A 22,781-nucleotide genomic window follows, 5' to 3' on the forward strand; every position below is an offset into this window, starting at 1 on the left:
CCGCACAGCGCAGGCGCACCACCCCGGTCACAACGACAGCCGCTGCACCCCGCTCGCGACGGCTCGCCGCCCAGGCGACTCCGTGCCGGTCCAGCACGACCCCCGCCGCGCCAGCAGCCGCCGCAGCCACAGCTCGACGGCGACCAGTTCGCCCAGCCCGTCCAGCGGCGCCCCCGGCGTCGTCGCCGCCGAGCGCAGGGCGTCGCGTACGACGCGGGCGTCGACCAGGCCCGCGTCCGCGAGCAGCGGGGCCTCGAACAGCTCGACCAGGGGGTCGACCGCCGACCGCACACCCGCACGGGCGGCTGCCGCCGCGGCCGAGGAGTGGGAGGCGGCGCCCCACCCCGCGGGCAGCGACCGCACCCCCGCGCTGGCCAGCACGTCGCGCAGGATGTCGGCCCGCGCACCGGGCCGTACGCGCAGGGCGCCGGGGAGGGCGCGGGCGGCGCGGACGACGGCGTTGTCGAGGTAGGGCGCGTGCAGCCGCTGGCTGGGGACGGCGGCTGCCTGCTCCAGGACGCGGAAGTCGGCGGCGTGCCGGGCGAGCGCGGCCCGCGCCCGCCGCTCGCCGGGGCGTTCGATGGGCCAGGGCCGCCTGGCGGCGTCCTGCAGCCGTACGGACACTTCGGCGAGCGCTTCCCCGGTGAGCCAGCGGGCGGCAGGTCCCGGCCGGACCCAGGCCATCGCGGCGAGCGACGCCCCGATGGGACCGTCGAAGGCGCTGCCTGCCCCGGCAGCGGCGGAACCCGAGGCGTACCGGAGCAGCCGGGCCGCCGCGTCCTCCACACCCTGTTGATAAGGGGTGCGGGCGAGCCGCCGCGCGGCCCGGTAGACGGTGATCGGCACGGTGAAGGGCACGAGGACGGATGGCCCGGCCGCGGCGGACCCGCTCGCGCGGGTGAGTGCGGCGACGGGCCGTACGAGGTGGCGCCGGCGCCGGTCCATGAGGAGGTCGGCGAGCCGCGCGGGGTGCGCGTCGAGGACCTGCCGGGCGCCGAAGCCGATGAGGTGGTCGGCGCCGCCCGCGGCGAGCCTGCGCCGGTGGCGTTCCGCGACGATCAGCGACGGGCCGGGCTCGTCGGTGAGCGGTACGGCGGGGCCGCCGGTCAAGTCGGCGTAGGGAAGCGCTTCTTCGCCACCTGGTACGACGACGTGCCGCAGCCGCGGGTCGGCGGCGAGTTCCCCGGCGCGGGCCAACTCGCCGTCCCGCAGCGGGAGTCCGCCCGCGGTGAGGTCGTTGAAGGTGACGGCGAGCAGGCGTTCGCCGGCGAGTGAGCCGGGGGCGCCGGGGATGGTGCCTGGCATGCCGGGGAGCCCGGCGGCGAGCAGCGCGAGGGTGGCGGAGGCGCTGCCGCCGGAGAGGTCGGCGCCGATGCCGGGGGCGGGGCTGAGCGCGCCGAAGTCGTCGTCGGGGCCGCCGGCCCCGACGTCCGGCACGAACCGCGGCTGCGCCAGCCGCGCCCGCACGGACTCGACCAGCGCGTCGCGTATCGAGGCGATGGCCGCGTCGGCGTCGGCGGAGGTGGCGGGCTGGTGGCCGACGGCGAGCGAGGCGGTGGGTTCGTAGCCGGTGATCTCGGGGGCGCCTTCGCGCAGGGTCAGCGCGTGGCCCGGTGGGACGCGGCGGACGCCGAGGTAGGGCGTGCCGTCGCCGAGGGCTTCCGGGGCGTCGGGGCAGGCGAGGACGGCGGCGAGGTGGGTGACGTCGAGCCCGGCCTCGATGAGGTCGGCGAGCGGGAGGGCGGCGGTGGCGTAGGCGGTGCCGCGGGAGAAGCGGGTGTGGAAGACGGGCCTGGCACCGGCGAGGTCGCCCAGGACGGTGATGCGGCGGCCGAGTTGGAGGACGGCGGTGTAGCTGCCGGGCCAGGCGGTGACGTGCCGCAGGGCGCCGCCGCGGGCGGCGACGAGGCCGAGCCGCAGTTCGGCGTCGCTGGCACCGCACCGCCCGAGCACCGCGAGCCGCGCGAGGCCCTGGGAGCCGCTGCCGTTGGAGGAGCCGTACGGAGCGGAACCGTACGGGGAAGACGAAGAAGAGCCGTACGACGAGGACGAAGACGACGACGGAGAGGACCCGTACGACACGGCCCCGTACGTACCGCCCGCGTGAGCGGAGTCCGCGTGGACGACGCGGACCTCGTCAGTGCGCCAGTCGCCCACCGCCCACAGCGGATCGGCGTCGCCCCACAGCAGTTGGGCGCCGACCGGCAGCAGGGTCCTGCCGCCGTCGCCGGGAACGGGACCCGCGGTGGCACTGCTCCACCCCACCAACCACCGCATCGTCGCCTCCACAGGCTGTGGACAGCCGATGCGCAGGCTCCGACCCACCGCTCCCTCGCGCGCGCCTCGCCCCGCCGTGCCGCCACGTCTGACGTCCGAAAGACCATGCTGCCACGAGGATGCGCGCAAGGAGGCGCATGAGTGCTCCCGGGTGCGCCGGTTCGTGCGCCCGACACCTGTCGGCCATCGCCGCCGGGAGGCGAAACCGCGCAAATCGCAGCAATTCGCCGAAGCCGTACGGGAGATGACCGTACCAGCACCGCACCCCGCCGCTCCCGGGCGGGCGCCAAACGCCCCCCATACGGGCGTTGCGGACACCACCGGCACCCCGAAGTCGCCCCCCGGCCGAAACGTCGGGTTCGCGCCAAAGTTTTGCCGCGGCCCCGGCACATGCCGGGGGTGATATGCCGGGTAACCGAGCCCGGTTGAGGCGATCGTTTTCCGCCGCCGATCTTCGTCCGGAGCCCGCCGAGCCGGCTCCGGCGGACCGCCGGGCGGCCCGCGCCCGCGACCCGGAGCGACCGGCCGCGGCCGGTGCGACTACCGCGCGTGTGCGGCACACAGCACGCTGCGTGCCGCCCGCCGCCGGGCGGGGAGGCGGATCGGGGCCGCGGCACCCGGCCGGAGGGGGCGGCCCGCGCACAACACACGGCCCGGGAAGCGACTCAACGCCCCCCGGGCCGGTCCGCCACCCGCGGGGATTGTGGCAGCGGAACTCGCTGGCCCGCCGCACCCCGCCATAGCCGCCTGGCGGAAGCGCGGGCCGACCCACGGCTCCCCATGCAACCGCCCGCAGCCACATCGGCACAGAGCGCACAGGCAGGCGCACGGCCACATATACCGGGAGCACGCGCCGCCGGACACGAACGGCGGTCCGCCGGCGCCGAGTCGGGCACCCGCGGCGGCGAATCATCGGATGCCCGCCGGAAGTTCACCCGGGGCACTTTCCGCGCCACCGTCGCGTTCCTGTAAGGGGCTGGATTCGCGCCATCCGACACGAGACCCTTAACGGTCGGGAGGCGGCGAACTACGCTGGGTGCATCCGGTTCGCACCCGTACGCGCGGCTCGGACAACCGGCACAGGCACCGTGATCGCCGCCAACAGGCCTCCGCGGTGGCTGAATCGGACTCCAGGGGAGGGTGACCCCCGCACCCCCGACGACAGACCAGGCCCGCCGGCCTGCCCCAGCGGCATCACGAGGTGAACCGCAGTGAACAGAGAACACCGCGGGCCGAACGAGAAACTCGGCACCCTTCTCGGTCTGGCCGGCATCAGCAACGCCGGACTCGCCCGCCGGGTCAACGACCTGGGTGCGCAACGCGGTCTGACGCTGCGTTATGACAAGACGTCCGTCGCCCGCTGGGTCGCCAAGGGAATGGTGCCGCAGGGCGCGGCGCCCCATCTGATCGCCGCCGCCATCGGCAGCAAACTCGGCCGCCCCGTGCCGCTGCACGAGATAGGGCTGGCGGACGCCGACCCGGCGCCGGAGGTCGGGCTCGCCTTCCCGCGGGACGTCGGCGAGGCGGTGAAATCGGCCACCGATCTGTGGCGGCTGGACCTCGCGGGCCGCCGCGGACCCGGCGGCGCCGGCATCTGGCAGAGTTTGGCCGGATCTTTCGCAGTGAGCGCTTACGTGACGCCCGCGTCGCGCTGGCTGATCACTCCGGCGGACGCCACGGTCGCCCGCGACGCCCCCGCGCCCGGCATGGCGCACGTCGGGCACACCGATGTCTCCAAACTCCGCGAGGCCGCCGAGGACGCCCGCCGCTGGGACTCCAAGTACGGTGGCGGCGACTGGCGTTCCGGCATGGTGCCCGAGTGCCTGCGGGTCGAGGCGGCGCCGCTGCTGCTCGGCTCGTACAGCGACGACGTCGGCCGCGCGCTCTTCGGCGCCACCGCCGAACTCACCCGGCTGGCCGGGTGGATGGCCTTCGACACCGGCCAGCAGGAGGCGGCCCAGCGGTACTACATCCAGGCGCTGCGGCTCGCCCGGGCCGCCGCCGACGTGCCGCTCGGCGGGTACGTGCTCGCGTCGATGTCGCTGCAGGCCACCTACCGCAACTTCGCCGACGAGGGCGTCGACCTCGCCCAGGCCGCCCTGGAACGCAACCGCGGCCTGGCCACCGCCCGCACCATGAGCTTCTTCCACCTCGTCGAGGCCCGCGCCCACGCCAAGGCCGGCGAGGCGGCGGCCTGCGGGGCCTCGCTCGCCGCGGCGGAAGCGCTGCTGGAGCGGGCCAGGGAGGGCGACGCGGACCCGAGCTGGCTCGGCTTCTACTCCTACGACCGGCTGGCCGCCGACGCCGCCGAGTGCTACCGCGACCTGCGCATACCGCGCCAGGTGCAACGTTTCACCGAACATGCGCTGGCGCGGCCGACCGAGGAGTTCGTGCGGTCGCACGGGCTGCGGCTCGTCGTCTCGGCGGTCGCCGAGCTGGAGTCCGGCAACCTTGACGCGGCCTGCGCCGCGGGGGTCAAGGCCGTCGAGGTCGCCGGCCGCATCTCCTCGGCCCGCACCACGGAGTACGTCCGCGACCTGCTCCACCGCCTGGAGCCGTACGCGGACGAGCCGCGCGTGCTCGAACTCCGCGAACGAGCCCGCCCCCTCCTGGCCGCCCCCGCGTAGGGGTGCCCATCCGCTGGCCGCGGCGGCTCAGGCGGCTCCCCCTGCGCAGGGGGCAACCACCCGGGGCGCGGAGGGTGCCTCTTCGGCGGGGCCGAGCCATCCGCTGGCCGCAGGGGCTGAGGGGTGCGCCTGCGGCGGGCGGTGAGCGTTTTCAGGGGCGCGGGGCTGCGTCTGATCTGCGGCTGGCGCCGCGTGGGCGCGCCCAGCCCCCACCGGGGCGCGGGTCGTCACCGACCCAAAGGGGCTCTTCGGTCCGGAGACGGACCACCCGCCGGCGAGCGAAGCGAGTAGGGGCACCCCCAGGCGAAGCGCTGGGGGAGGCTGAGCGCGCAGTTCCCCGCGCCCCTGATGGTTGCCCCCTTGCCGAAGGGGCGCCCCGCGGGCACCGTGCCCCGGAAAACGCTCACCCTCGGCGGAGAGGGCACCCCCGCCGGCAGGCGGAAGCGCGACGGAGGGCGCAGACGTACCCCCCAGCGGGAGCTGGAGCGCGTAAGTTGATCACGGGCGGCCCGTGAGGAGGACGTGGCATGAGCGCGGCTCTGGAAGAGGCGTACGACGTGCTGGTCGTAGGCGCCGGAATCGTCGGCCTGTCGACGGCCTTCGCCCTGGTGCGGGCGGAGCCCGCCATCCGCGTGGCCGTGGTCGAGAAGGAACTCGCCCCGGGCCGGCACCAGACCGGCCGCAACAGCGGCGTGATCCACAGCGGCATCTACTACCGCCCCGGTTCGCTCAAGGCGCGCTACGCGCTGGCCGGTTGCGCCGAGACCCCGGACTTCTGCGCGAAGCACCGCATCCCGTACGAGGTCACCGGCAAGCTCATCGTGGCCACCGCGCAGGCGGAGCTGCCGCGCCTGCACGCGCTGGTCCAGCGGGGGCGCGAACACGGCATCCCGGTCAAGGAGTTGGGGCCGGTCCAGATCGCCGGGTACGAACCGGAGGTCGCCGGCCTCGCGGCGATCCACGTCGGCACCACCGGCATCTGCGACTTCCGCGCGGTCGCCGCCGCACTGGCGGGCCTCGCGGCGGACGCGGGCTGCACGATCCGCTACGGCCTGCGGGTCACCGCGATCGACCGCGACGCGGACGGCACGGTCGCCGTGACCGCCCACGCGGGCGCCGAGAGGCCCCGGCTTCGCACCAGGGTGCTGGTCAACTGCGCGGGCCTGCACAGCGACCGCGTCGCGCGGCTGGCCGGGGACGACCCCGGGCTGCGCATCGTGCCGTTCAGGGGCGAGTTCTACGAGCTGGCGCCGGCCCGCCGCGGGCTGGTCCGCGGCCTGGTCTACCCGGTTCCCGACCCGGACTTCCCCTTCCTCGGGGTGCATCTGACCCGCGACGTCCACGGGGGTGTCCACCTCGGCCCGAACGCGGTGCCCGCACTGGCCAGGGAGGGGTACGGCCGCTGGACCGTACGCCCGCGGGACCTGGCGGGCACCGCCGCGTACCCCGGCACCTGGCGGATCGCCCGCAGGCACTGGCGGCAGGAGGCCGGCGAGGTGCTGCGCTCGCTGTCGAAGCGGGCCTTCACCGCGAACGCCAGGCGCCTGCTGCCGGCGCTGCGGCCCGCGGACCTGCGCCCGGCGCCCGCGGGCGTACGCGCCCAGGCCGTCCTGCCCGACGGGACCCTGGTGGACGACTTCCGTTTCGCCGGCTCGCCCCCGTTCGTGCATGTGCTGAACGCGCCCTCCCCGGCCGCGACGGCCGCCCTGCCGATCGGCCGCGAGGTCGCCCGCCGGGTGCTGGCAGCGCTGTGACCTGCGGCGGGGCCACCGGCGCAGTCCCGTAGAATCGGACCTACTGTGTCCACTTCATCCCCCGCCTCCCTTGCCTCCGCCGCGTCCCCCGCTGCGGCCGCGTCCCCGGCCGCCCGCTTCCCGGACGGGCCGGCCGCCGACCCCGCCGGTTCGCGCGGCGAGCACCGTATCCGCTCCTTCCACGCCCGGCGCGGCCGTATCACGCACGCGCAGGCCGCCGCGATCGACCGGCACTGGGAGACGTGGGGCGTCGAGCTGGACGGCAGCCCGCTGGACCTGGCGGCGCTCTACGGCGGCGCCGGCATGCCGGTCGTGCTGGAGATCGGCTTCGGGATGGGCGACGCGACCGCGGCGATGGCGGCCGCCGACCCGGCCACCGGGATCCTGGCCGTCGACGTCCACACCCCGGGGCAGGGCAACCTGCTGGCGCTCGCCGACCGCGCGGGCCTGCGCAACATACGGGTCGCCAACGGCGACGCCATCGTCCTGCTGCGCGACATGCTGCCGCCGGCGTCGCTCTCCGGGCTGCGGGTGTACTTCCCCGACCCCTGGCCCAAGGCCAAGCACCACAAGCGGCGGCTGATCCAGCCGTCCTTCCTGGCCCTGGTCGCACCGCTGCTGCGCCCCGGTGCGGTCGTGCACTGCGCGACGGACTGGGAGCCGTACGCCGAGCAGATGCTCGACGTGCTCAGCGCCGCGCCCGAACTGGCCAACGCCCACCCGTCGACGGGTTTCGCGCCGCGGCCGGACTTCCGGCCGATGACGAAGTTCGAACGGCAGGGCCTCGCCAAGGGCCACGTGGTGCGCGACCTGATCTTCACCCGGGTCTGAACCCGGTCCCGACTCCCTTCCGCCCCGCGCCGGGGCAGGCGCCAGCACACGTATCCGGCTACCCATTACCCTCGCGGAGCAGGGCAGTCGCCCCGTACTGTCGACAGGTGGCCACGTACTCGTTCTCGTCCCAACCCGAGCCCGGCCCGCCGTCCGACGGCCGCCGGTCCGACGAGCAGATGTACGTACCGGTCGCCCCCAGCTCCTGGCACTACGCCCCGCGGCGGCCGTTCTGGGAGAGCCGGGCGGTGCGTACCGGTGCGCTGTTCACCGCACTCGCGGTGTGCGGGGTCGTCATCCTGGCGCTGGTACGCAAGCACATAGGCACCGAGCCCTTCCTGGTCGGCCTGGCCCTGGCCGTCCTGCCCGTACCGCTGCTGGTGGGGGCCTTCCTGTGGCTGGACCGGGTCGCCCCCAGCCCCTGGCAAAATGTCGCGTTCGCCTTCTCCTGGGGCGCGTGCGCCGCCACGCTCGTCGCGCTGTTCGCCAACGAGTACGGTGCCAAACTCCTGGCCACCACCCTGTCCGCCACCCAGACCCAGTCCGACAGGTGGGGTGCGACCTTCGTGGCCCCACTGGTCGAGGAGACGGCCAAGGGCACCGCGATCCTGCTGCTCTTCCTCTTCCGCCGCCGGCACATCGAGTCGCTGCTCGACGGCATCGTGCTCAGCGGCCTGGTCGCCACCGGCTTCGCCTTCACCGAGAACATCCTCTACCTCGGCACCGCCTTCGGCGAGGACAAGGCCGTGGGCGCCGGCGTCCTGGACTCCACCACCGCGGCGACCTTCTTCGTCCGCATCCTGATGACGCCCTTCGCGCACCCGCTGTTCACCTCGATGACCGGCATCGGCTTCGCCATCGCGGCCACCACCCGCCCCGGCCGCCCCTGGCGCTGGATCGCCCCCGTCGGCGGCTGGCTGCTCGCCATGGTCCTGCACGGCGCCTGGAACGGCTCCTCGCAGCTGTCCCCGGTCGGCTTCCTCACCGTCTACGTCGCCGTGATGATCCCCGTCTTCGGCCTGGTCGTCTGGCTCGCCTTCTGGGCACGCGCCGGCGAACTGCGCACCATCCGCACCCACCTGGCCGTCTACGCCACCGCCGGCTGGCTCCACCCCCGCGAGCCCGTCGCGCTCGGCTCGATGCGCATAAGGTCCGACGCCCGCGACACCGCCCGCCGCTTCCACGGCGACGCAGGCGCCCGCGCGGTACGCGACTACGCCGGCTACGCCACCCACCTGGCCTTCCTCCGCGCCGCCGCCACCCGCGGCCTGACCCCCCAGGACTTCACGGCCCGCGAGTCCGAACTCCTCCACCACCTCTGGCGCGACCGCCCCCTGGCCCAACCCGCCCTCCTCCAGTCCACCCCCCTCCCCTGGCCACCCCCCTTCCCCCCCCCCCGCCCGCCGTACTTGCCCCAATACACCCACCCCCCGGCCACATGGCTCCCCCCGGGACCGAAGCACCTGTAGGACAATGACGGCATGGACTACGCACGCATGCATGCAGTCGCCGAGGAGCTCGCCAACCGCGCGCCTGACTTCGTGCGCGGGTTCGAGATCAGCGACGACCAGATCGTCATGATGATGCCGCCGTCGAGGCCGCACGAATACGTGGCTCTGCGCATCCGCCAGCAACTCGACAAGCAGCTCCCCCCTGATCTCGTCGCCCACACCGGTGGCGAGGTCGAACACGCTGCGCTGGGGAAGCTCCGTCGTCCCGATGTGATCGTGGTCCCGTACGCCATCTTCGCCGAGTCCACGATGGCCCCCTTCGACCCCCAGGACGTCCCACTGGTGGTCGAGGTCGTCTCACCGTCGGACCACACCAACGACTACGTCGAGAAGGTCCACGACTACGCGGCGATGGGCATCGGGCTCTACCTCGTGGTCGACCCGCGCAAGTCCACCCTCACGGTCTTCACCGATCCCGGCCCCTCCCCCGAGGGACCCCGCTACCGCGCCCAGCACGACTACGCCTTCGGCTCCCCCGTCGTCGTCGGCCCCTGGACCTTGGAGACCACCGACCTCCGCCCGTACCCGACGACTTCCTGACGCGGACCGCTCCAGCCGTGGGTGCCATGGCCAATCGCTGCACGGTAGACACAGCCCTATTTGACAGCAGGCACTTGCCGCGCGGATCGTTGGTGCGCTTCATCTTCGGCTGAGCCCACGCCAGGGCGAGCCGGCACGGATACTCTCGGACATCCCATGAAACTAGGTGCCAGCTTGCTCCCGTTCGAAGACGACGTGGTAGCCGCACGGAACATCCAGGCCGCCGCCGAGATAGAAGCCGACAGCGAACTGATGATCGTGCGGGACCGGCTCCTCCTTCTTGATCCGGATGGCAAGAGGTTCGGCAGGGTGATCCGGGAAACATTCGATCAGCTACTCAGCGGCGAGACAACCGGCCGTTACGCCTGGGAGCAGCTCCGTCAGACGGAGAAAACGCACGCCGGCTCGATGGTAGAAATCAATCTGCACCGGGAGTTCGACTTCGACGACGGGTCCGATATGGACTACCGGATCGAAGACATCGAAGTCGACTGTAAGTACTCTCAAGATTTCGGCGGATGGATGATTCCGCCGGAGGCTATGGGCCATCTATGCCTGCTCCTCTGCGCAGATGACAGTACGAGCACGTGGAGCGGTGGGCTGATCCGAATCAGCGAAGAGATTCTTAACGCTGGCAAGAATCGGGACGGGAAGCGCAGCATCAAAGCTGCAAGCCGCAGGAATATCTGCTGGCTGTGGCGGAACAGCGAACTGCCTGAAAATCTGCTGCTCCACCTCGATGCCGCAACGAGGGAGCAGATCCTGCTACCGGGCAGAAACAAAGGCCAGAAGCGCGTAAATCAATTGTTCCGACTCGTACACAGTCGCCGCATCAGCCGGAGTGTGGTCCGCACAGTGGCTCAGCAGTACGATTACATGGCACGGGTACGGGAAGGCGACCGAGGTCGAGCACGGCCTAAGCTGAGGGAAGAAGGGATCATTATTCTCGGCGATTATCTGTCGCACCAGGCCGTGGCCCAGGCGCTTGGCGGGCCGGTGCCCGGGGCAGGTGAGTTTGTGGCGTTCAAGATCGCACCGGCGGGGCCGCAGCACGCCGGGTTGCCTCAGGCGGAGTTGGACGGCCGATACTGGGTGGTTGTTGAACCGAGTGCTCAGGTTGGTCCGGCACCGAGGATTCCCGAGCCTCAGGGCCGCAAGGAAGCGTAGGCAGAGGGACATGGAATCCGCACGCTGGACACCACCAGACGGATCGTGGGCGTCATCCGAAGCTCGCCGCCGCAACATGCAAGCGATCAGGAGCCGGGACACCAAACCTGAGCGGCTGATTCGGAGCCTGCTGCACGCACACGGCCTGCGCTACCGCGTGGCAGCACGGCCGTTGGCGGATCTTCGCCGGACAGCTGACGTGGTCTTCCGCCCGGCGAAGGTAGCTGTGTTCATCGACGGGTGCTACTGGCACGGCTGCCCCGAGCACTACGTCCCGCCGAAGACCAACCAGGGCTATTGGTCAGTGAAGGTCGCCACGAACATGGCCCGCGACCGGGACACCGACTTGCGCCTCGTCGATGCAGGTTGGACGGTGCTCCGCTTCTGGGAGCACGAGTCACCTGACCTTTGCGCGCTTCAGATTGCGGCGACTGTCGACAAGCTCCGACCGCGGCGGCCCTGACGGCGCCGGCACCGTCATATCGAAGAGCATTTCCTTTCCGTGGTCCTCGGCCTTCCGGCGCTCCAGTTCCTTCTTTCCTGCATCAAGTGCGGCGAAAATCTGCTCCCCGACCGCCTTGGCTACGGGCGGCGGAAAGGCATTGCCCACCTGGCGGTAGGCCGCGGTCTTCCGGCCTGAGAATTTCCAGGTCTTCGGAAACCCCTGGATGATCGCAGCCTGACGGACAGTGAGTTTCGGCCCGCGCGGGCTGTAAAGATCGCGCTCAGGAGACGTCATTTCCTCCGGCTCGTTGGCAACACCGAGTCCGCAGATACCAAGCTTTCCCCAGGCTTCCTTGGCCCTTGTCGGGCCGAGATCGGCACCGCCGTGCTTCTTCGACCCTCCGACCAGAGTCGGGGCGACACTGCCCAGCTTGGCTTGGTCCAGCCAGTTCTTGTAGAACTTCTCCCAGCCTGCACTGCCGTCAGCCTGGAAGCGGCTGCGCATCGACTGCCGCAGTGCCGCAGCTACTGTGACGACTGCATGCTGCGGCTCAACCCATTTGAAGTGCCGGTGGTACTCGGCCTTCATTGCCACCAGAATTGCACGGGGGCGCAGTTGCGGAACTCCGTAGTCACGGGCCTCCAGCACCCTCCAGTAACAGATCCGGTAGTCCATCTTCTCCAGCGCCTCAACGATTTCCGAGCGGTAGGCGGCAAACTTGTGCTCTGGTTCAAGCAGCCCACGCACGTTTTCGATCATCACTGCTTTGGGCTCCAGCTCAGCCACCATCTCCAGCATCCGCGGGAACAGGTCACGCTCGTCGTCGGCGCCCAACTGCTTCCCGGCGAAGGAGAACGGGGGGCAAGGGACGCCGCCCGCCAGGAGATCAAGCTGGCCCGGCTTCAGTCCAAGGTCATCGCTCTTGAATTTTTTGAGGTCGGCGTTGATGACCTTGCAGTCCCCCCAGCTGGAGTCCTTCTCGACGTTGGCGCGCAGGGTCGCGCAGGCGTCCTGGTCGATCTCAATCAGTGCGAGGTGACGGAATCCGGCCATGTGCAGGCCCACAGCCTGACCGCCAGCACCAGCGCAAATCTCCACCGATGTGAAACTGGCCTCCGGCCCGGTGCGAGTCATGCACTCTCCTTCGTAACGTCCACTGGCAGACACACGGTGCAGTCCACCAACACAGAGGGTGACAGACACCACTGACAATCCAGCCACCAGTCTGCATGCAGGAACACCCACGCCCGCTGGCGACCCTAGATCCGTCGCGCAAGCCATACAATATGACTTATGCGCAGCCCTGCATGGACATGGGATGAACTGCTGCTCGCCGGCGCTCTTGTGGTAGAGAACGACTGGTGCGAACTCCGCGAGGGGCACAGGGCGGTCCAGGAGCTGTCTGAAATGCTGCGGTCGCTCACGATCCACGACGCGGAAGTGGTCCGTTCAGTACCGCAGTTCCGGTCCCCCGGCAGCGTGAGCCGGAAGACGACGGATCTTGCAACCAACCGCCCCGGTTTCCCGGGGGTGCCGACTCGGTGCGGGAAGCTCGACCACGTCGTGATCGCCCAGTTCACTGAGCGGCCCACCGAGATGCTGGCAATGGCAGGCGCTCTCCGCAAGGCCTATGCCTCCGGCGAACTTGAGGCGGCTCAGCCGCAGCCGGAGGAGACTGACGACTTTGGCGGCGCGGCGCTCGAGGGACGCCTCCTGACCCGTGTCCTCATGGCCCGGGAGCGGAGCCCATCCCTGCGACTCGCGAAGATCGCGGAGGCACGGAGGACCGGCACGCCGCTGTCCTGCGCAGTGTGCGGCTTCGGCTTCGCAGACTTCTACGGCCCCGTCGGCGAAGGCTACATCGAGGTGCATCACGTGCTGCCGCTCCATGTATCCGGTGTACGCCAGACCACGCTCAGCGATCTTGCGTTCCTCTGCGCCAACTGCCACCGGATGTGTCACCGGCGTTTCGAGGGCGAGTCCTGGCGTACGCCGGAAGCCGTCCGGGTACAGCTCGCGGGGCGGACCAGGGCCGGAGACTGAGCGCTCCGTTCAGCGCGACAGGTCCGCAGCCACCTGACGCAGTACAAGGCGCGGCTTTTCAGGGGGTTTAGGGTGGTTGATTTCCTCGACGGATTCGACCTGGAAAACGTGTGACACCCCTGTAACACTCTGCATCTGACGTGTCGACAGTAAACGCACGGGGGCGCGTGGGCGTGCGGGCGGTGTGGGAGGGGTCGTCGGTCGCGGGCGATGTGGGCGAGGAGGGCCGGGCTGTGCAGCAGGATGCGAGGGCCGGGCGGATGCCGGGCGCGGGGCGGTTCTGCACGGTGCCCGGAGCGGGGGCGTGGGCGGGGGCGAAGGTGCCGGCCGGGGTGGTCGTGGAGGAGTATCCGCTGCCGCAGCAGCACGAGCAGGTGCTGCGCGAACTGACCGCGGAGGTGCGGGAGTCGGCGGACGCCCTGCGGCAGGGCGGGGAGTGGACGGGGGTGGCGCTGGCGCTGGACGCCGCGATGGCCCGGCGGGGGGTGCGGGTGCGGGCGGTGTACCCGCGGGCGCTGCTGGCGGTGCCGCGGCACGCGGCGCATCTGCGGCGGGTCTCGGAGGCCGGGGTGAGCGTACGGGTCCTGGACCATGTGCCGCACGACCTGATGGTCTTCGACCGGCAGACGGCCTGCCTGACTGCGGGCGAGGGGGCGGTGGCACCGCTGGTACGGGTACGCGGTCCGCTGCTGGCCGCGTCCTTCGCGGCGATCTACGAGTCGTACTGGCAGCGCGCGACCCCGCTGTCGCGTACGTCGGCAGGCCCGCATCACGCCCGACTCGGGGAGCGGGAAAGGGCGGTGATCCGGCTGATGACCAACGGCTACAGCGACGAGCGGATCGCCAGGAAGCTGGGCATCACCGCACCCGACGTCCAGTCGGTGATGGCCGCGCTGATGGAACGGCTGGACGCCGGCAGTCGTTTCGAGGCGGGGTACAAACTCGCCCGTGAGGTCGACCCGCGGGACCTGTGAGGGGTGCGGCCCCGCGCAGGGGCCGTGACAGCCGGAAGGGAGCCGTGGGGGCATGCGCGACCGGGAGGCGATGCAGGCCCTGCTGGCCCGGGCCAGGGCGCGCGTGGAACCGTCGGAGTTCGGGCTCGCGCCGCGCGGCGACCCGCGCGGGCGCAAGGTCGCCGGGCTCACGCACGAGCACATGACCCGGCTGCTCGGCTGGCCCGAGCACAAGTACGGCTACGTCGAGCGCGGCCGGCTCGCGGTGATCGAGACCGAACTGCTCGAACCCATCGCCCGCATCCTGCACTTGTCGGACCACGAGTGGGAGGCGCTGGTCCTGTACGCGACGGGTGTGCCGCCGGCCTACCGGCTCGACCCGCAGCTGGGGCGGGCGGTGCCGAGCCCGTGGGAGCGGGTGCTGCACGGGTCGCGGGAGATGGCGTACGTCAACGACGCCGCCTGGGACGTCGTCGCCTACAACGCGGCCTTCGCCCGCGTCTTCCGGCGCCGCGAGGTGCCGGGCAACGTGATGCGCTGGATGCTGCTGCACCCGGAGGCCCGGGTCACCCTCGGGGACTGGGAGCACAGCTGGCTGCCGCTGCTCGTACCGCAGTTGCGGGCGGCGGTGGCGGCCAACCCGCACAACAGGACGCTGGCGCAATTGCAGGCGGACGCCGGACGCGACCCGGTCGTCGCCCGTGTGCTGCAGGCGCCGCCCGGGGAGTACATAGGGCCGCGGGCGGAGAACGCGCTACCGCTGCTGCACAGCGAACTGGGGCCTGGCTGGGCGACGTTGTGCGCGGCCGGGCCTTTCGGGGTGCCGGGCGGGCGGCTGATGTTCGTGCTCTTCGACCAGGGCGAGCGCCCGCAGCACGCACCGGCCCTGTCCGCACCCGCCAGCGGCCCGGTCGATCCGGACCCGGGAGACGCAGACCCGGGAGACGCAGACCCGGGAGACGCAGACCCGGGGGATCCGGCTCCGCCGGACCCCGCCCCTCCGCATGCACAATGAGGCCCCATGAACTCCCCTTTGCCGCACGCGCTGCAGGCGCTGACACCGAACGTCCACGCATGGCTCCCGGACGGCCACGCGACCTGGGGCATGGCCAACTGCGTCGCCGTGACCGGGCGGAGCGCGGGGTCGGGCGCCGTGCTGCTCGTCGACACCCCGTACACCGCCGGCATGACCCGGCACCTCCAGCAGCTGATCGACGGCCTCGGCGCCCAAGCCGACACAGGCTCCGGAAACGCTCCCGGCCCGGGAATCCGCACGGTCGTCAACACCCATGGCAACGGAGACCATTCGTACGGCAACGGCCTCTTCCCCGGCGCCGAGATCATCGCCACCGAGGCCAACGGCGAGCACCTGTGCGCCGAGCCCGCACCCGCGGAACTGGCCGGGCTGATCGCCGGGAGCGACCCCGGCACCGCCCTCGGGGCGTACATGCGGCGGCACTTCGGGCGCTACGGCGACTTCGGCGTGGTGCGTGCTGTCCACCCGGACCGCACCTTCAGCGGGGAGTTGGAGCTGGACGCGGACGGGGTGGCGGTGCGGCTGGTCGAAGTGGGTCCCGCGCACACCGCGGGCGACCTGATCGTGCACCTGCCGGAGGAGGGCGTGGTGTGCGCGGGCGACGTCGTCTTCAACGAGGACCACCCGGTGCACTGGGCGGGGCCGTTGGAGTCGGTGCACCGCGCGTGCCTGGCGATCCTGGACTGCGACCCGCGGGTGGTGGTGCCGGGCCACGGCCCGGTGATGACGCCGGCCGAGGTGCGCCGCTACGCCGACTACCTGCTCGATCTGCGCACCGCGATCCACCGCGGGCACCAGGCGGGCCGCCCGCTGCCGGTGCTGGCCGCCGAGCTGATCGCCGCCGACCCTTACCCCGCCTGGGGGTTGACCGAGCGGATGGCGATCCTCGCCGCGGTCGAATACCGCGCGCTGAACGGCGAGACCGGCCGCCCGGACCTGGTGGCCCTGGTCGGCATGGCGGCCGAGTTCGCCCACCGGCGGGAGGCGGCGGTGGACGGCGCCGCGGCCGGGAGCGTACCGGCGGGCACGGGCGGCTGACCGCACCCGCAGGGCAGTTGGACGCACCAGCGGGCGGCTGAGGGGACGCGCAACGGGGGCCGACGTGCCGACGGCCCCGGCGTCGGGGGGGTGTACGCCGGGGCCGCCGGCTGCTCTTGGGCGGCTGTACAGGTCGGGTACGGGCGGTACGGGGTCGGGCGCCGTGCGGGCCGCCGCAGGCCTGGTACGGGCCTGTTACGGGCTTTCCGCGGGCCGGGGGGCAGGCACGGCGTCAGACCGCGACGTCATGACCGTACAGCCACGGCACCGGGTCGATCGGGGCGCCCCCACCGGGCCGCACTTCGAGGTGCAGGTGCGGGTCGGGCACATTGCCGGTCGCGCCGACCCGGCCGATGGTGTCACCCGTGGTGACCTGGCCGGACGTGGCGACCATGGTCGACAGGTGGCAGTACCACAGCTCGGTGCCGTCATCGAGGCGCAGGACGACCCGGTAGCCGTACGAGCCCGCCCAGCCGGCCGAGGTGACCGTGCCGCTGTGGACCGCGTGCACCGGGGTGCCGGTGGGGGCGGCGAAGTCCTGGCCGGTGTGGGTCGCCCACATGTTGCCCGTCTCGCCGAAGGCGGTGGTGAGGGTGTAGGAGGCGACGGGTTTGACGTACGAGGCGGCGAGTTGGGCCAGCCGCTCCGCCTCGGCCTTCGCCGCGGCCTCCGCGGCAGCCCTGGCCCTGGCCTCGGCTTCCGCCTTCGCGGCGGCGGCCTGGTCGCGCACCTTCTGGGCGGCGGCCTCCTTGGCGGCCTGCGCCGCGGCGGCGTCGCGCTCGGCCTGGGCGGCGGCTTCACGCTGCCGGGTGACCTGGCCGATGATGCGGGCGCGCAGGGCCTCGCCGGGGTCGGTGACGCCGGCCTGCGGGGAGTCCTGGGCGGAAGCCGGGGCCGGCGCAGGCGCGGGCGCCGGTGACACGGCCGAGGGGTCGTACGACGGCGTGCCGACCGCGACCTCGGGCTGGGCGGCGGGAGCCGCGACCGGCGGGAGGGCGTCGGGGAAGCCGGGTGCGTCGGGGACCGATATGGGCGGCGCGGCCGGGGGCGCGTCGGCCGCGGCGGCCACTCCCGCGGTGCCGACCGCTGCCATCGCCGCGATGCCGAGGACGGCCGAGCCGACGGCGGCGCCGCGCGCGGGGAGCCCGGTGCGCTGCCGGGGGAGCCGCAGCTGCCCGCGGGTGCCCGCGTCGTCGGGGCCTGAGCCGGGGTCCGAGCCCTGGTCGTACGCGTCGAAGGAGGGGGCGGAGGCGGCGGGCCGCGGGGACTCGTCGTCCCGCTCCCCGAAGGGCCACTCCCCGGTCGGTGCGGCTACCGGGGAAGGAGCGTAGGCAGGCTGGTTGGACGCCACGGGGGCGCACTCCTTTCCTTCCTTCTCGCCTACCGGGTTAGCTGACGGGTTCGGAGCAGGAAGGTCTCCTACGGGCCTGGCGGCTGCCCGATTCACCCCATTGGACCCCTCCCGCGGTAGCGGAAGGGCGGGTCCCCGGTTCCCGCGGACGGGATTCGGCAAGCGCACGGTGCCGCCTGTCGGCGGCGGTGACGACCGCGCTGCGTTATCGAACGTTAATAGAGCCGGAGAGGTTTTCCAAGCCGAATCGGAGAGTTGGCACCGGGAACCAATCGGGCACGGTGTACGTAGAATGGATGAACCGGACAGTCGGTGTGGCCGGGCGGTGATGTGAGTGTGCGTCAGTTGTTATCGGAGGGGGTGGCATGACTACGGACGGTGAGACGGCGACGGCGGCCCGCAGCGGCGGGGCGAGCGGGGCAGGGGAGCCAGGACCGGGCGGGGCCATCGGGGCGCGGCACGGCAGCACGAACGGGCGGAGACGCGGCGGCCGGAACGGGGCGTGCGCGGAGATATCCGCGTGACCGGCGCGGCAGCACCAGTGGTCTGGACCTGTGCCAATGTGCGAACCGCTTGGCATGCCGCGGGCGCGGGCCGCACGATGGGCGAGCCCGACGTTCTTGTCATGCACCCGTCCCCACCATGACGCCTCAGGGAGCCTTCGATGGAACGCCCCAACTCCGCTGTGCCCAGCCGCCGTTCTCTGCTCCGCGGCGGCCTCGGCGCCGCCGCCACCGCGGGCCTGGCTGCCGACCTCTCGCCCGGCGGTGCCGCCCGGGCCGCCACCCCGCCCGCCGCACCTCGTGCGGTCACGGTCGACTACCCGTCAGCCACCTGGGCGCCGGCCAGCACCGCGAACTACACCGCCTCCAGCCGGCCGACCAGCTACCCGATCCAGATGGTGGTCATCCACGTCACCCAGGAGACCTTCGCCGACACCATCTCGCTCTTCCAGGACCCGGCCCACGCCGCCGCGTCCCACTACGTCGTCCGGTCCGCCGACGGCGCCATCGACCAGTGCGTGCGCGAGCACGACATCGCCTGGCACGCGGGCAACTGGGACTACAACACCCGCAGCATCGGCATCGAGCACGAGGGCTGGGTGGACCAGCCGTCCTACTTCACCACCGCGATGTACCACGCCTCCGCCGCGCTGACCGCGGAGATCTGCGACAAGTACGGCATCCCCAAGGACCGCAACCACATCATCGGCCACTACCAGGTGCCCGGCACCGACCACACCGACCCGGGGCCGAACTGGGACTGGGTGCGCTACATGCGGCTGGTCAACGGCGTCTGACCGCCTGATCCCCCCCAGCCGGTCCGGCGCCGCCCCCCGGACCGGCTCAGCGCGGCCGGTGCCCGGGCGGCGCCGGCCGCTCCAGCGGGAACATCACGCTCAGCCGGGGCAGCCGCCTGGCCGACTCCTCCTCGTCCAGCGCCGTCCAGCGGATCCCGGCCGGGTCGCGGGAGCCGTCCGGCCCGGGCGGTGCGCCGGCCCGCCCCGCGGCGTCGGCATCGCGCGGGACGCCCCGCGCGGAGCCAGGCAGGGAACCGTACGAGGAGCCGTACGAGGAGCCGCGTGAGGCGGCACGCACGACGGCCCGCACGGCCGCGTAGAAGGCGTCGCCGAAGTCCTCGGAGGGGCCGGTCGCCAGCTCGTACGCCTCCAGGCCGAGCGTGTCGAGCGCCGCCCAGGCCGGGCGGTCCTCGGCGGACCACGCGGCGCGCGGGCGGCCGGCCAGCCGGAAGACCTCGGGTGCGTACGCGAGGACGTCGGGGTCGTTCACCGCGGCCTCGAAAACCGCCCGGCCCAGACCCATCATCCAGTGCTGGAACGACCGGAAATCGTCGTCGGAACACCAGCCGCCGAAGACCCGGTCGGCCGCGCCCCGCAGAGTCCAGGTGAAGGCTTCATCCGTCAACCGGTCCAGGCAGGCCTGAAAGCCCACGATCCCGTCGGCAGGCAGCCGGGCGAGCGCTTGGCGCAGCCAGGCATCACGCTTGTCACCGCCGTTTCCCTGCCGCCGGGAGTCCTCAAGGAGGGTCCAGAAGGAGTCGGTGTCCATGGTTGTCGACTATGCCAGGGGCGCCTGACGGGTCCAATTCCCTTGCAGAAAAGCCCAGTTGGCGGACACCGAGGCGGAAGGGGCGCCCCGCCCGCACCCGCAGAACCGGCGGCGGTGCCGTGTCACGCGCAACATCCCTCTCACCACGCCTCCCACCCGCCACAACCACCCCAGCGCGACCACGGTACCGGGACGCACCGCGACCCCGCACCCGCCCTGCCACGACCGCACACCCGCCGCACCAAACATCGCTTCGCCGCGAAAAGAAGCGCATACTCGAACCGATACGCGCCGGGTCGCACGCCCGGCTCGGTATTCCCTTCGACGGGCAATTGCGGCCGGAAAAGCGCCGCGGCATCGACGCACTTCCGCACCCTCTCGAAAGCATGCGGATAATTGCTTTCAACTCCCCTTCCCTTTCGTCCGATCGGGTGACTCGCGAACATTGTGCCGCCTACCTTGTTCCGCGGCGCGGGCCAGGCGCCCGCGCGCACCGAGACGAAGGTGGGGACATTCATGCTCCGGCTTTTACGCTCCCTTTCCGCGCACCACCCACCGACCCCGAGACCGCGCAGGTTCGCCGCGCGGGCCGGGGTCGCCATATCGGCGGCGCTGCTCGCGACGGCGGCCGGCTCGCTCACCCCGGCAACCGCCCACGACGGCGGAGGCGGTGGCGGCACACCGCCGCCTCCGAGCGGGGACGGCCTGCAGAAGACCGTGCAGAACGTCACGACCCCCGGCAGCTCACTCGCCCAGCACTCCGACACCCTCAACTGGACGGTGTCGTACGACACTTCCGCCACCGGCGGACCCGCGCCCGCGACCATCACCGACCCGATCAGCAGTGCGGGCGCCGGGCAGACCTACGTCCCCGGCTCGCTGCACGTGCCGCCCGGCTGGACCCCCGGCTGGTCCACCGACGGCAGCACCTTCTCCGCCACCGACCAGGGCGCCGCGACCACCGTCGTCCAGGCGGTCGACGACAGCGCGGTCGGGTCGGGCACCAACGTGAGCGGGGACCTGCTGCCGCCCGTCCAGGCCGCCACCCGCTCCACCGGCGGCGACGGCTTCACGCCGATCCTCTACCGGGCCGCCTCCGGCGACGTCGAGGCGTGGAACATCTACCACCACAGCGGCCCCGCCGCCCGCCTCGTGGTCTGCAACGACCTGTCCTCGGGCCAGCCCTGCCCCGGCGGCCCCTGGCCGCGCCCGCTCAACACCGCACCCGGGGCACTCGGTTCCGGCGACACCGGGAACGTCTACACGACGCTGACCCCGCAGTACGTCATGGACCCGGGGCGGCCCGGAGTGGTCTACTACCCGGCCGTCGCCGCCGGTTCGGTCGGCGCCGGCTGTCTGGACCTGGGCGCCCGCGCCAACTGCGGCTTCTTCCCGCTCGCTTCGGCGACCGGCTCCCCCAGCAGCGCCAACGGACTTGCCGGGCTCGCCGCCCAGGGCGGCCGGCTGTACGGGGTGGCCAGCACCGGTCAGGTGCTGTGCCTGGACATCGCCACCCAATCCCCGTGCGCCGGGCAGCCCTTCGCCGCGATCGTGCCGCCCAACCACGACCTGCCCGGCAACACCTACGCCCTCTACCAGGGCTCCCTGACCGTCGCCGACGGCCGCATCTACGCGTCCTCCGCGCCCCTGGCGAGCGGCTCGACCGCCCCCGGCCGCCCGGCACTCGGCTGCTTCGACCCGGCGACCGACGCCGTCTGCGCCGGCTGGGACACCCCCCACCCGGCGGGACCCGACGCGAACGCGAACACGTACAACGCCTTCACCGCCTACGACACCGCGGGGCACCCGACCGGTGTCTGCACCGCGGACACCACCGGCGGCTCACCGTCCACCAATTGCTACGCGCTCGACGGCGGCCCGCTGGCCGCCCCGGCCACCGGACTCGACGCGCTGCCCGCCGGAACCCTGGTCTTCAACCCCGAGGTCGTCAACGCCGGGGGCGACAACCGCAGTTACTTCGCCGTGTGGGGCGGGCCGCTGCCCGGCAACACCGTCTGCTACAGCTGGACCCACGCCCAGCCCTGCGCCGGATTCCCCGCCGCCGCGGGCCACCCCGCGGTCAACTCCGGTGTCACACGCGACTACGGCTACTCCTACGACGCCACCACCCGCTGCCTGATCGGGCTCGGCGACGCGGGCATCCTCTTCTCGATGGACCCCGCGACCGGCGGCTCCCCCTGCCTGCACACCGGCGCCTCCGTCACCCTCAAGCCCGCCGACTTCTACTGCGACGGCGGCACCGGGCACACCGCCGCCTACACCGAGGCCCGGCTGACCGGCCTCGACCTCGCGCACACCGAGCAGGCCGCGACGGCGGTCGCGGTCACCGACCCCGACGGCACCGTGATCGCGACGCCCGCGCTGTCGCCGTCCGGCACCGTGGACCTGTCCGGCATCTCGGCCGCCGACCACCCGTCGATCACCGTCACGGTGCAGTTCAGCCTCACCGACACCAGCGACTTCGACGGCGGGGCGCACCCCGCGCTGACCGCGTACTTCCAGGGCGACGACCCGCAGATCTGCCTGCGGACGACCGTCACCACCGACTGCGCCACCAGCCAGGTCGCCGACACCGCGACCGGCACAGACTCCACCGGCGCGCTCACCTCCAACACGGTCACCGTGCCGGTGCAGCCCGGCTCCGCGTGCCAGCCGCACGTGACCGTGAACAAGGAGATCTGCGCGGGCACGTCGTGGCACGCCTGCGGCCCCGGCGGCGCAGGCCCCTGGGTCAAGTCCAGCCCCGTCGGCCTGCTCCAGCTGCTCGGCACGGCCTACTGGCGGATCACCGTGACCAACGCCGGGCCGGTCGACGCCACCGGCGTCACCGTCAACGACCCGAGCACGCCGTCGTGTTCGTCGGCGGCAGGCACCTTCACCCTGGCGTCCGGCACCAGCCGCCAGGTCTACTGCGACTCCTTCCTGCTGGCGCTCCCGATGAAGAACACAGCGACGGCGAGCTTCACGCCCGCCAACTCCCCGCACGGCACGCACCCCACGACGACCGACCCGTCGTCCGCCGTGGCCTGCTCCCTGCTGTGCATCCTCCTCCCGGCCGAACACCACTGACCCGTACGGCGTTCCGCCGCTGAATGTGCCCGCCTTCCGGCGCCGCTCC

General features: G+C 72.4%; 17 protein-coding genes and 1 riboswitch. Of the genes, 13 read left to right on the plus strand and 4 right to left on the minus strand.

What is annotated here, in order from left to right; translation table 11 throughout:
* Nucleotides 1–27 precede the first annotated feature (27 nt).
* On the minus strand, nucleotides 28–2,277 hold the full coding sequence (locus tag JT723_RS03715) for a macrolactam cyclase family protein (RefSeq protein WP_205042919.1): 2,250 nt from the start codon (nucleotides 2,275–2,277) through the stop codon (nucleotides 28–30).
* 1,211 nt (nucleotides 2,278–3,488) lie between these two features.
* Between JT723_RS03715 and JT723_RS03720 the strand changes: the two genes are divergently transcribed.
* From JT723_RS03720 to JT723_RS03750, 7 genes are all read left to right on the plus strand, one after another.
* A complete protein-coding gene (locus JT723_RS03720) occupies nucleotides 3,489–4,904 on the plus strand; it encodes an NsdA family TPR-like regulatory protein (RefSeq protein ID WP_205042920.1) in 1,416 nt (471 codons plus the stop codon).
* Between the two features lie 527 nt (nucleotides 4,905–5,431).
* Nucleotides 5,432–6,658, plus strand: coding sequence for an L-2-hydroxyglutarate dehydrogenase (gene lhgD, locus JT723_RS03725; protein ID WP_205042921.1), 1,227 nt, complete (start codon nucleotides 5,432–5,434; stop codon nucleotides 6,656–6,658).
* Between the two features lie 45 nt (nucleotides 6,659–6,703).
* Nucleotides 6,704–7,489: a tRNA (guanosine(46)-N7)-methyltransferase TrmB gene (trmB, locus tag JT723_RS03730; RefSeq protein WP_205042922.1), complete on the plus strand. Its 786-nt coding sequence runs from the start codon at nucleotides 6,704–6,706 to the stop codon at nucleotides 7,487–7,489.
* A gap of 107 nt (nucleotides 7,490–7,596) precedes the next feature.
* Nucleotides 7,597–8,958: a PrsW family intramembrane metalloprotease gene (locus JT723_RS35715; protein WP_307863858.1), complete on the plus strand. Its 1,362-nt coding sequence runs from the start codon at nucleotides 7,597–7,599 to the stop codon at nucleotides 8,956–8,958.
* A gap of 12 nt (nucleotides 8,959–8,970) precedes the next feature.
* Complete coding sequence (locus JT723_RS03740; RefSeq protein ID WP_205042923.1) at nucleotides 8,971–9,540, plus strand: Uma2 family endonuclease; 570 nt, start codon at nucleotides 8,971–8,973, stop codon at nucleotides 9,538–9,540.
* A 156-nt stretch (nucleotides 9,541–9,696) separates the two neighbouring features.
* Complete coding sequence (locus JT723_RS03745) at nucleotides 9,697–10,707, plus strand: NaeI family type II restriction endonuclease (RefSeq protein WP_205042924.1); 1,011 nt, start codon at nucleotides 9,697–9,699, stop codon at nucleotides 10,705–10,707.
* 10 nt (nucleotides 10,708–10,717) lie between these two features.
* Nucleotides 10,718–11,170 carry a very short patch repair endonuclease gene (locus JT723_RS03750; protein ID WP_205042925.1) on the plus strand — a complete coding sequence of 151 codons (453 nt, stop codon included), beginning with the start codon at nucleotides 10,718–10,720 and terminating at the stop codon, nucleotides 11,168–11,170.
* Here JT723_RS03750 and JT723_RS03755 read toward each other — a convergent pair.
* The gene (locus JT723_RS03755; protein WP_205042926.1) at nucleotides 11,105–12,286 is read right to left on the minus strand and encodes a DNA cytosine methyltransferase; all 1,182 of its coding nucleotides are present in this window, start codon (nucleotides 12,284–12,286) and stop codon (nucleotides 11,105–11,107) included. The genes JT723_RS03750 and JT723_RS03755 overlap by 66 nt on opposite strands.
* Nucleotides 12,287–12,445: 159 nt before the next feature.
* Here JT723_RS03755 and JT723_RS03760 point away from each other — a divergent pair, with 159 nt between their 5' ends.
* The 4 genes from JT723_RS03760 to JT723_RS03775 all read left to right on the plus strand — a co-directional run bounded on the left by JT723_RS03760 (nucleotide 12,446) and on the right by JT723_RS03775 (nucleotide 16,222).
* Nucleotides 12,446–13,195: an HNH endonuclease gene (locus tag JT723_RS03760; protein WP_205042927.1), complete on the plus strand. Its 750-nt coding sequence runs from the start codon at nucleotides 12,446–12,448 to the stop codon at nucleotides 13,193–13,195.
* A 233-nt stretch (nucleotides 13,196–13,428) separates the two neighbouring features.
* Nucleotides 13,429–14,169, plus strand: coding sequence for a helix-turn-helix transcriptional regulator (locus JT723_RS36050; protein WP_205042928.1), 741 nt, complete (start codon nucleotides 13,429–13,431; stop codon nucleotides 14,167–14,169).
* Between the two features lie 52 nt (nucleotides 14,170–14,221).
* Complete coding sequence (locus tag JT723_RS03770) at nucleotides 14,222–15,163, plus strand: MmyB family transcriptional regulator (protein WP_205042929.1); 942 nt, start codon at nucleotides 14,222–14,224, stop codon at nucleotides 15,161–15,163.
* 6 nt (nucleotides 15,164–15,169) lie between these two features.
* A complete protein-coding gene (locus JT723_RS03775; RefSeq protein WP_205042930.1) occupies nucleotides 15,170–16,222 on the plus strand; it encodes an MBL fold metallo-hydrolase in 1,053 nt (350 codons plus the stop codon).
* Nucleotides 16,223–16,454: 232 nt separating this feature from the next.
* Here the strand turns inward: JT723_RS03775 and JT723_RS03780 are convergent, their stop codons facing one another.
* Nucleotides 16,455–17,573 (minus strand): M23 family metallopeptidase, encoded by a 1,119-nt coding sequence (locus tag JT723_RS03780; protein WP_251513042.1) that lies wholly within the window; start codon nucleotides 17,571–17,573, stop codon nucleotides 16,455–16,457.
* Nucleotides 17,574–17,585: 12 nt separating this feature from the next.
* Nucleotides 17,586–17,744: riboswitch (cyclic di-AMP (ydaO/yuaA leader) on the minus strand.
* Between the two features lie 493 nt (nucleotides 17,745–18,237).
* On the opposite strand from JT723_RS03780, the gene JT723_RS03785 reads away from it, so the two are divergent.
* Nucleotides 18,238–18,873: an N-acetylmuramoyl-L-alanine amidase gene (locus JT723_RS03785; protein ID WP_205042931.1), complete on the plus strand. Its 636-nt coding sequence runs from the start codon at nucleotides 18,238–18,240 to the stop codon at nucleotides 18,871–18,873.
* Nucleotides 18,874–18,919: 46 nt separating this feature from the next.
* Here JT723_RS03785 and JT723_RS03790 read toward each other — a convergent pair whose 3' ends face one another.
* Entirely contained in the window at nucleotides 18,920–19,642 is a 723-nt protein-coding gene (locus tag JT723_RS03790) for a DUF4240 domain-containing protein (RefSeq protein ID WP_205042932.1), read from the minus strand.
* Nucleotides 19,643–20,158: 516 nt separating this feature from the next.
* Between JT723_RS03790 and JT723_RS03795 the strand changes: the two genes are divergently transcribed.
* Nucleotides 20,159–22,732, plus strand: coding sequence for a DUF7617 domain-containing protein (locus JT723_RS03795; protein WP_205042933.1), 2,574 nt, complete (start codon nucleotides 20,159–20,161; stop codon nucleotides 22,730–22,732).
* Nucleotides 22,733–22,781: the final 49 nt, after the last annotated feature.

The organism is Actinacidiphila bryophytorum, assembly GCF_016916835.1.
Lineage (GTDB): Bacteria > Actinomycetota > Actinomycetes > Streptomycetales > Streptomycetaceae > Actinacidiphila > Actinacidiphila bryophytorum.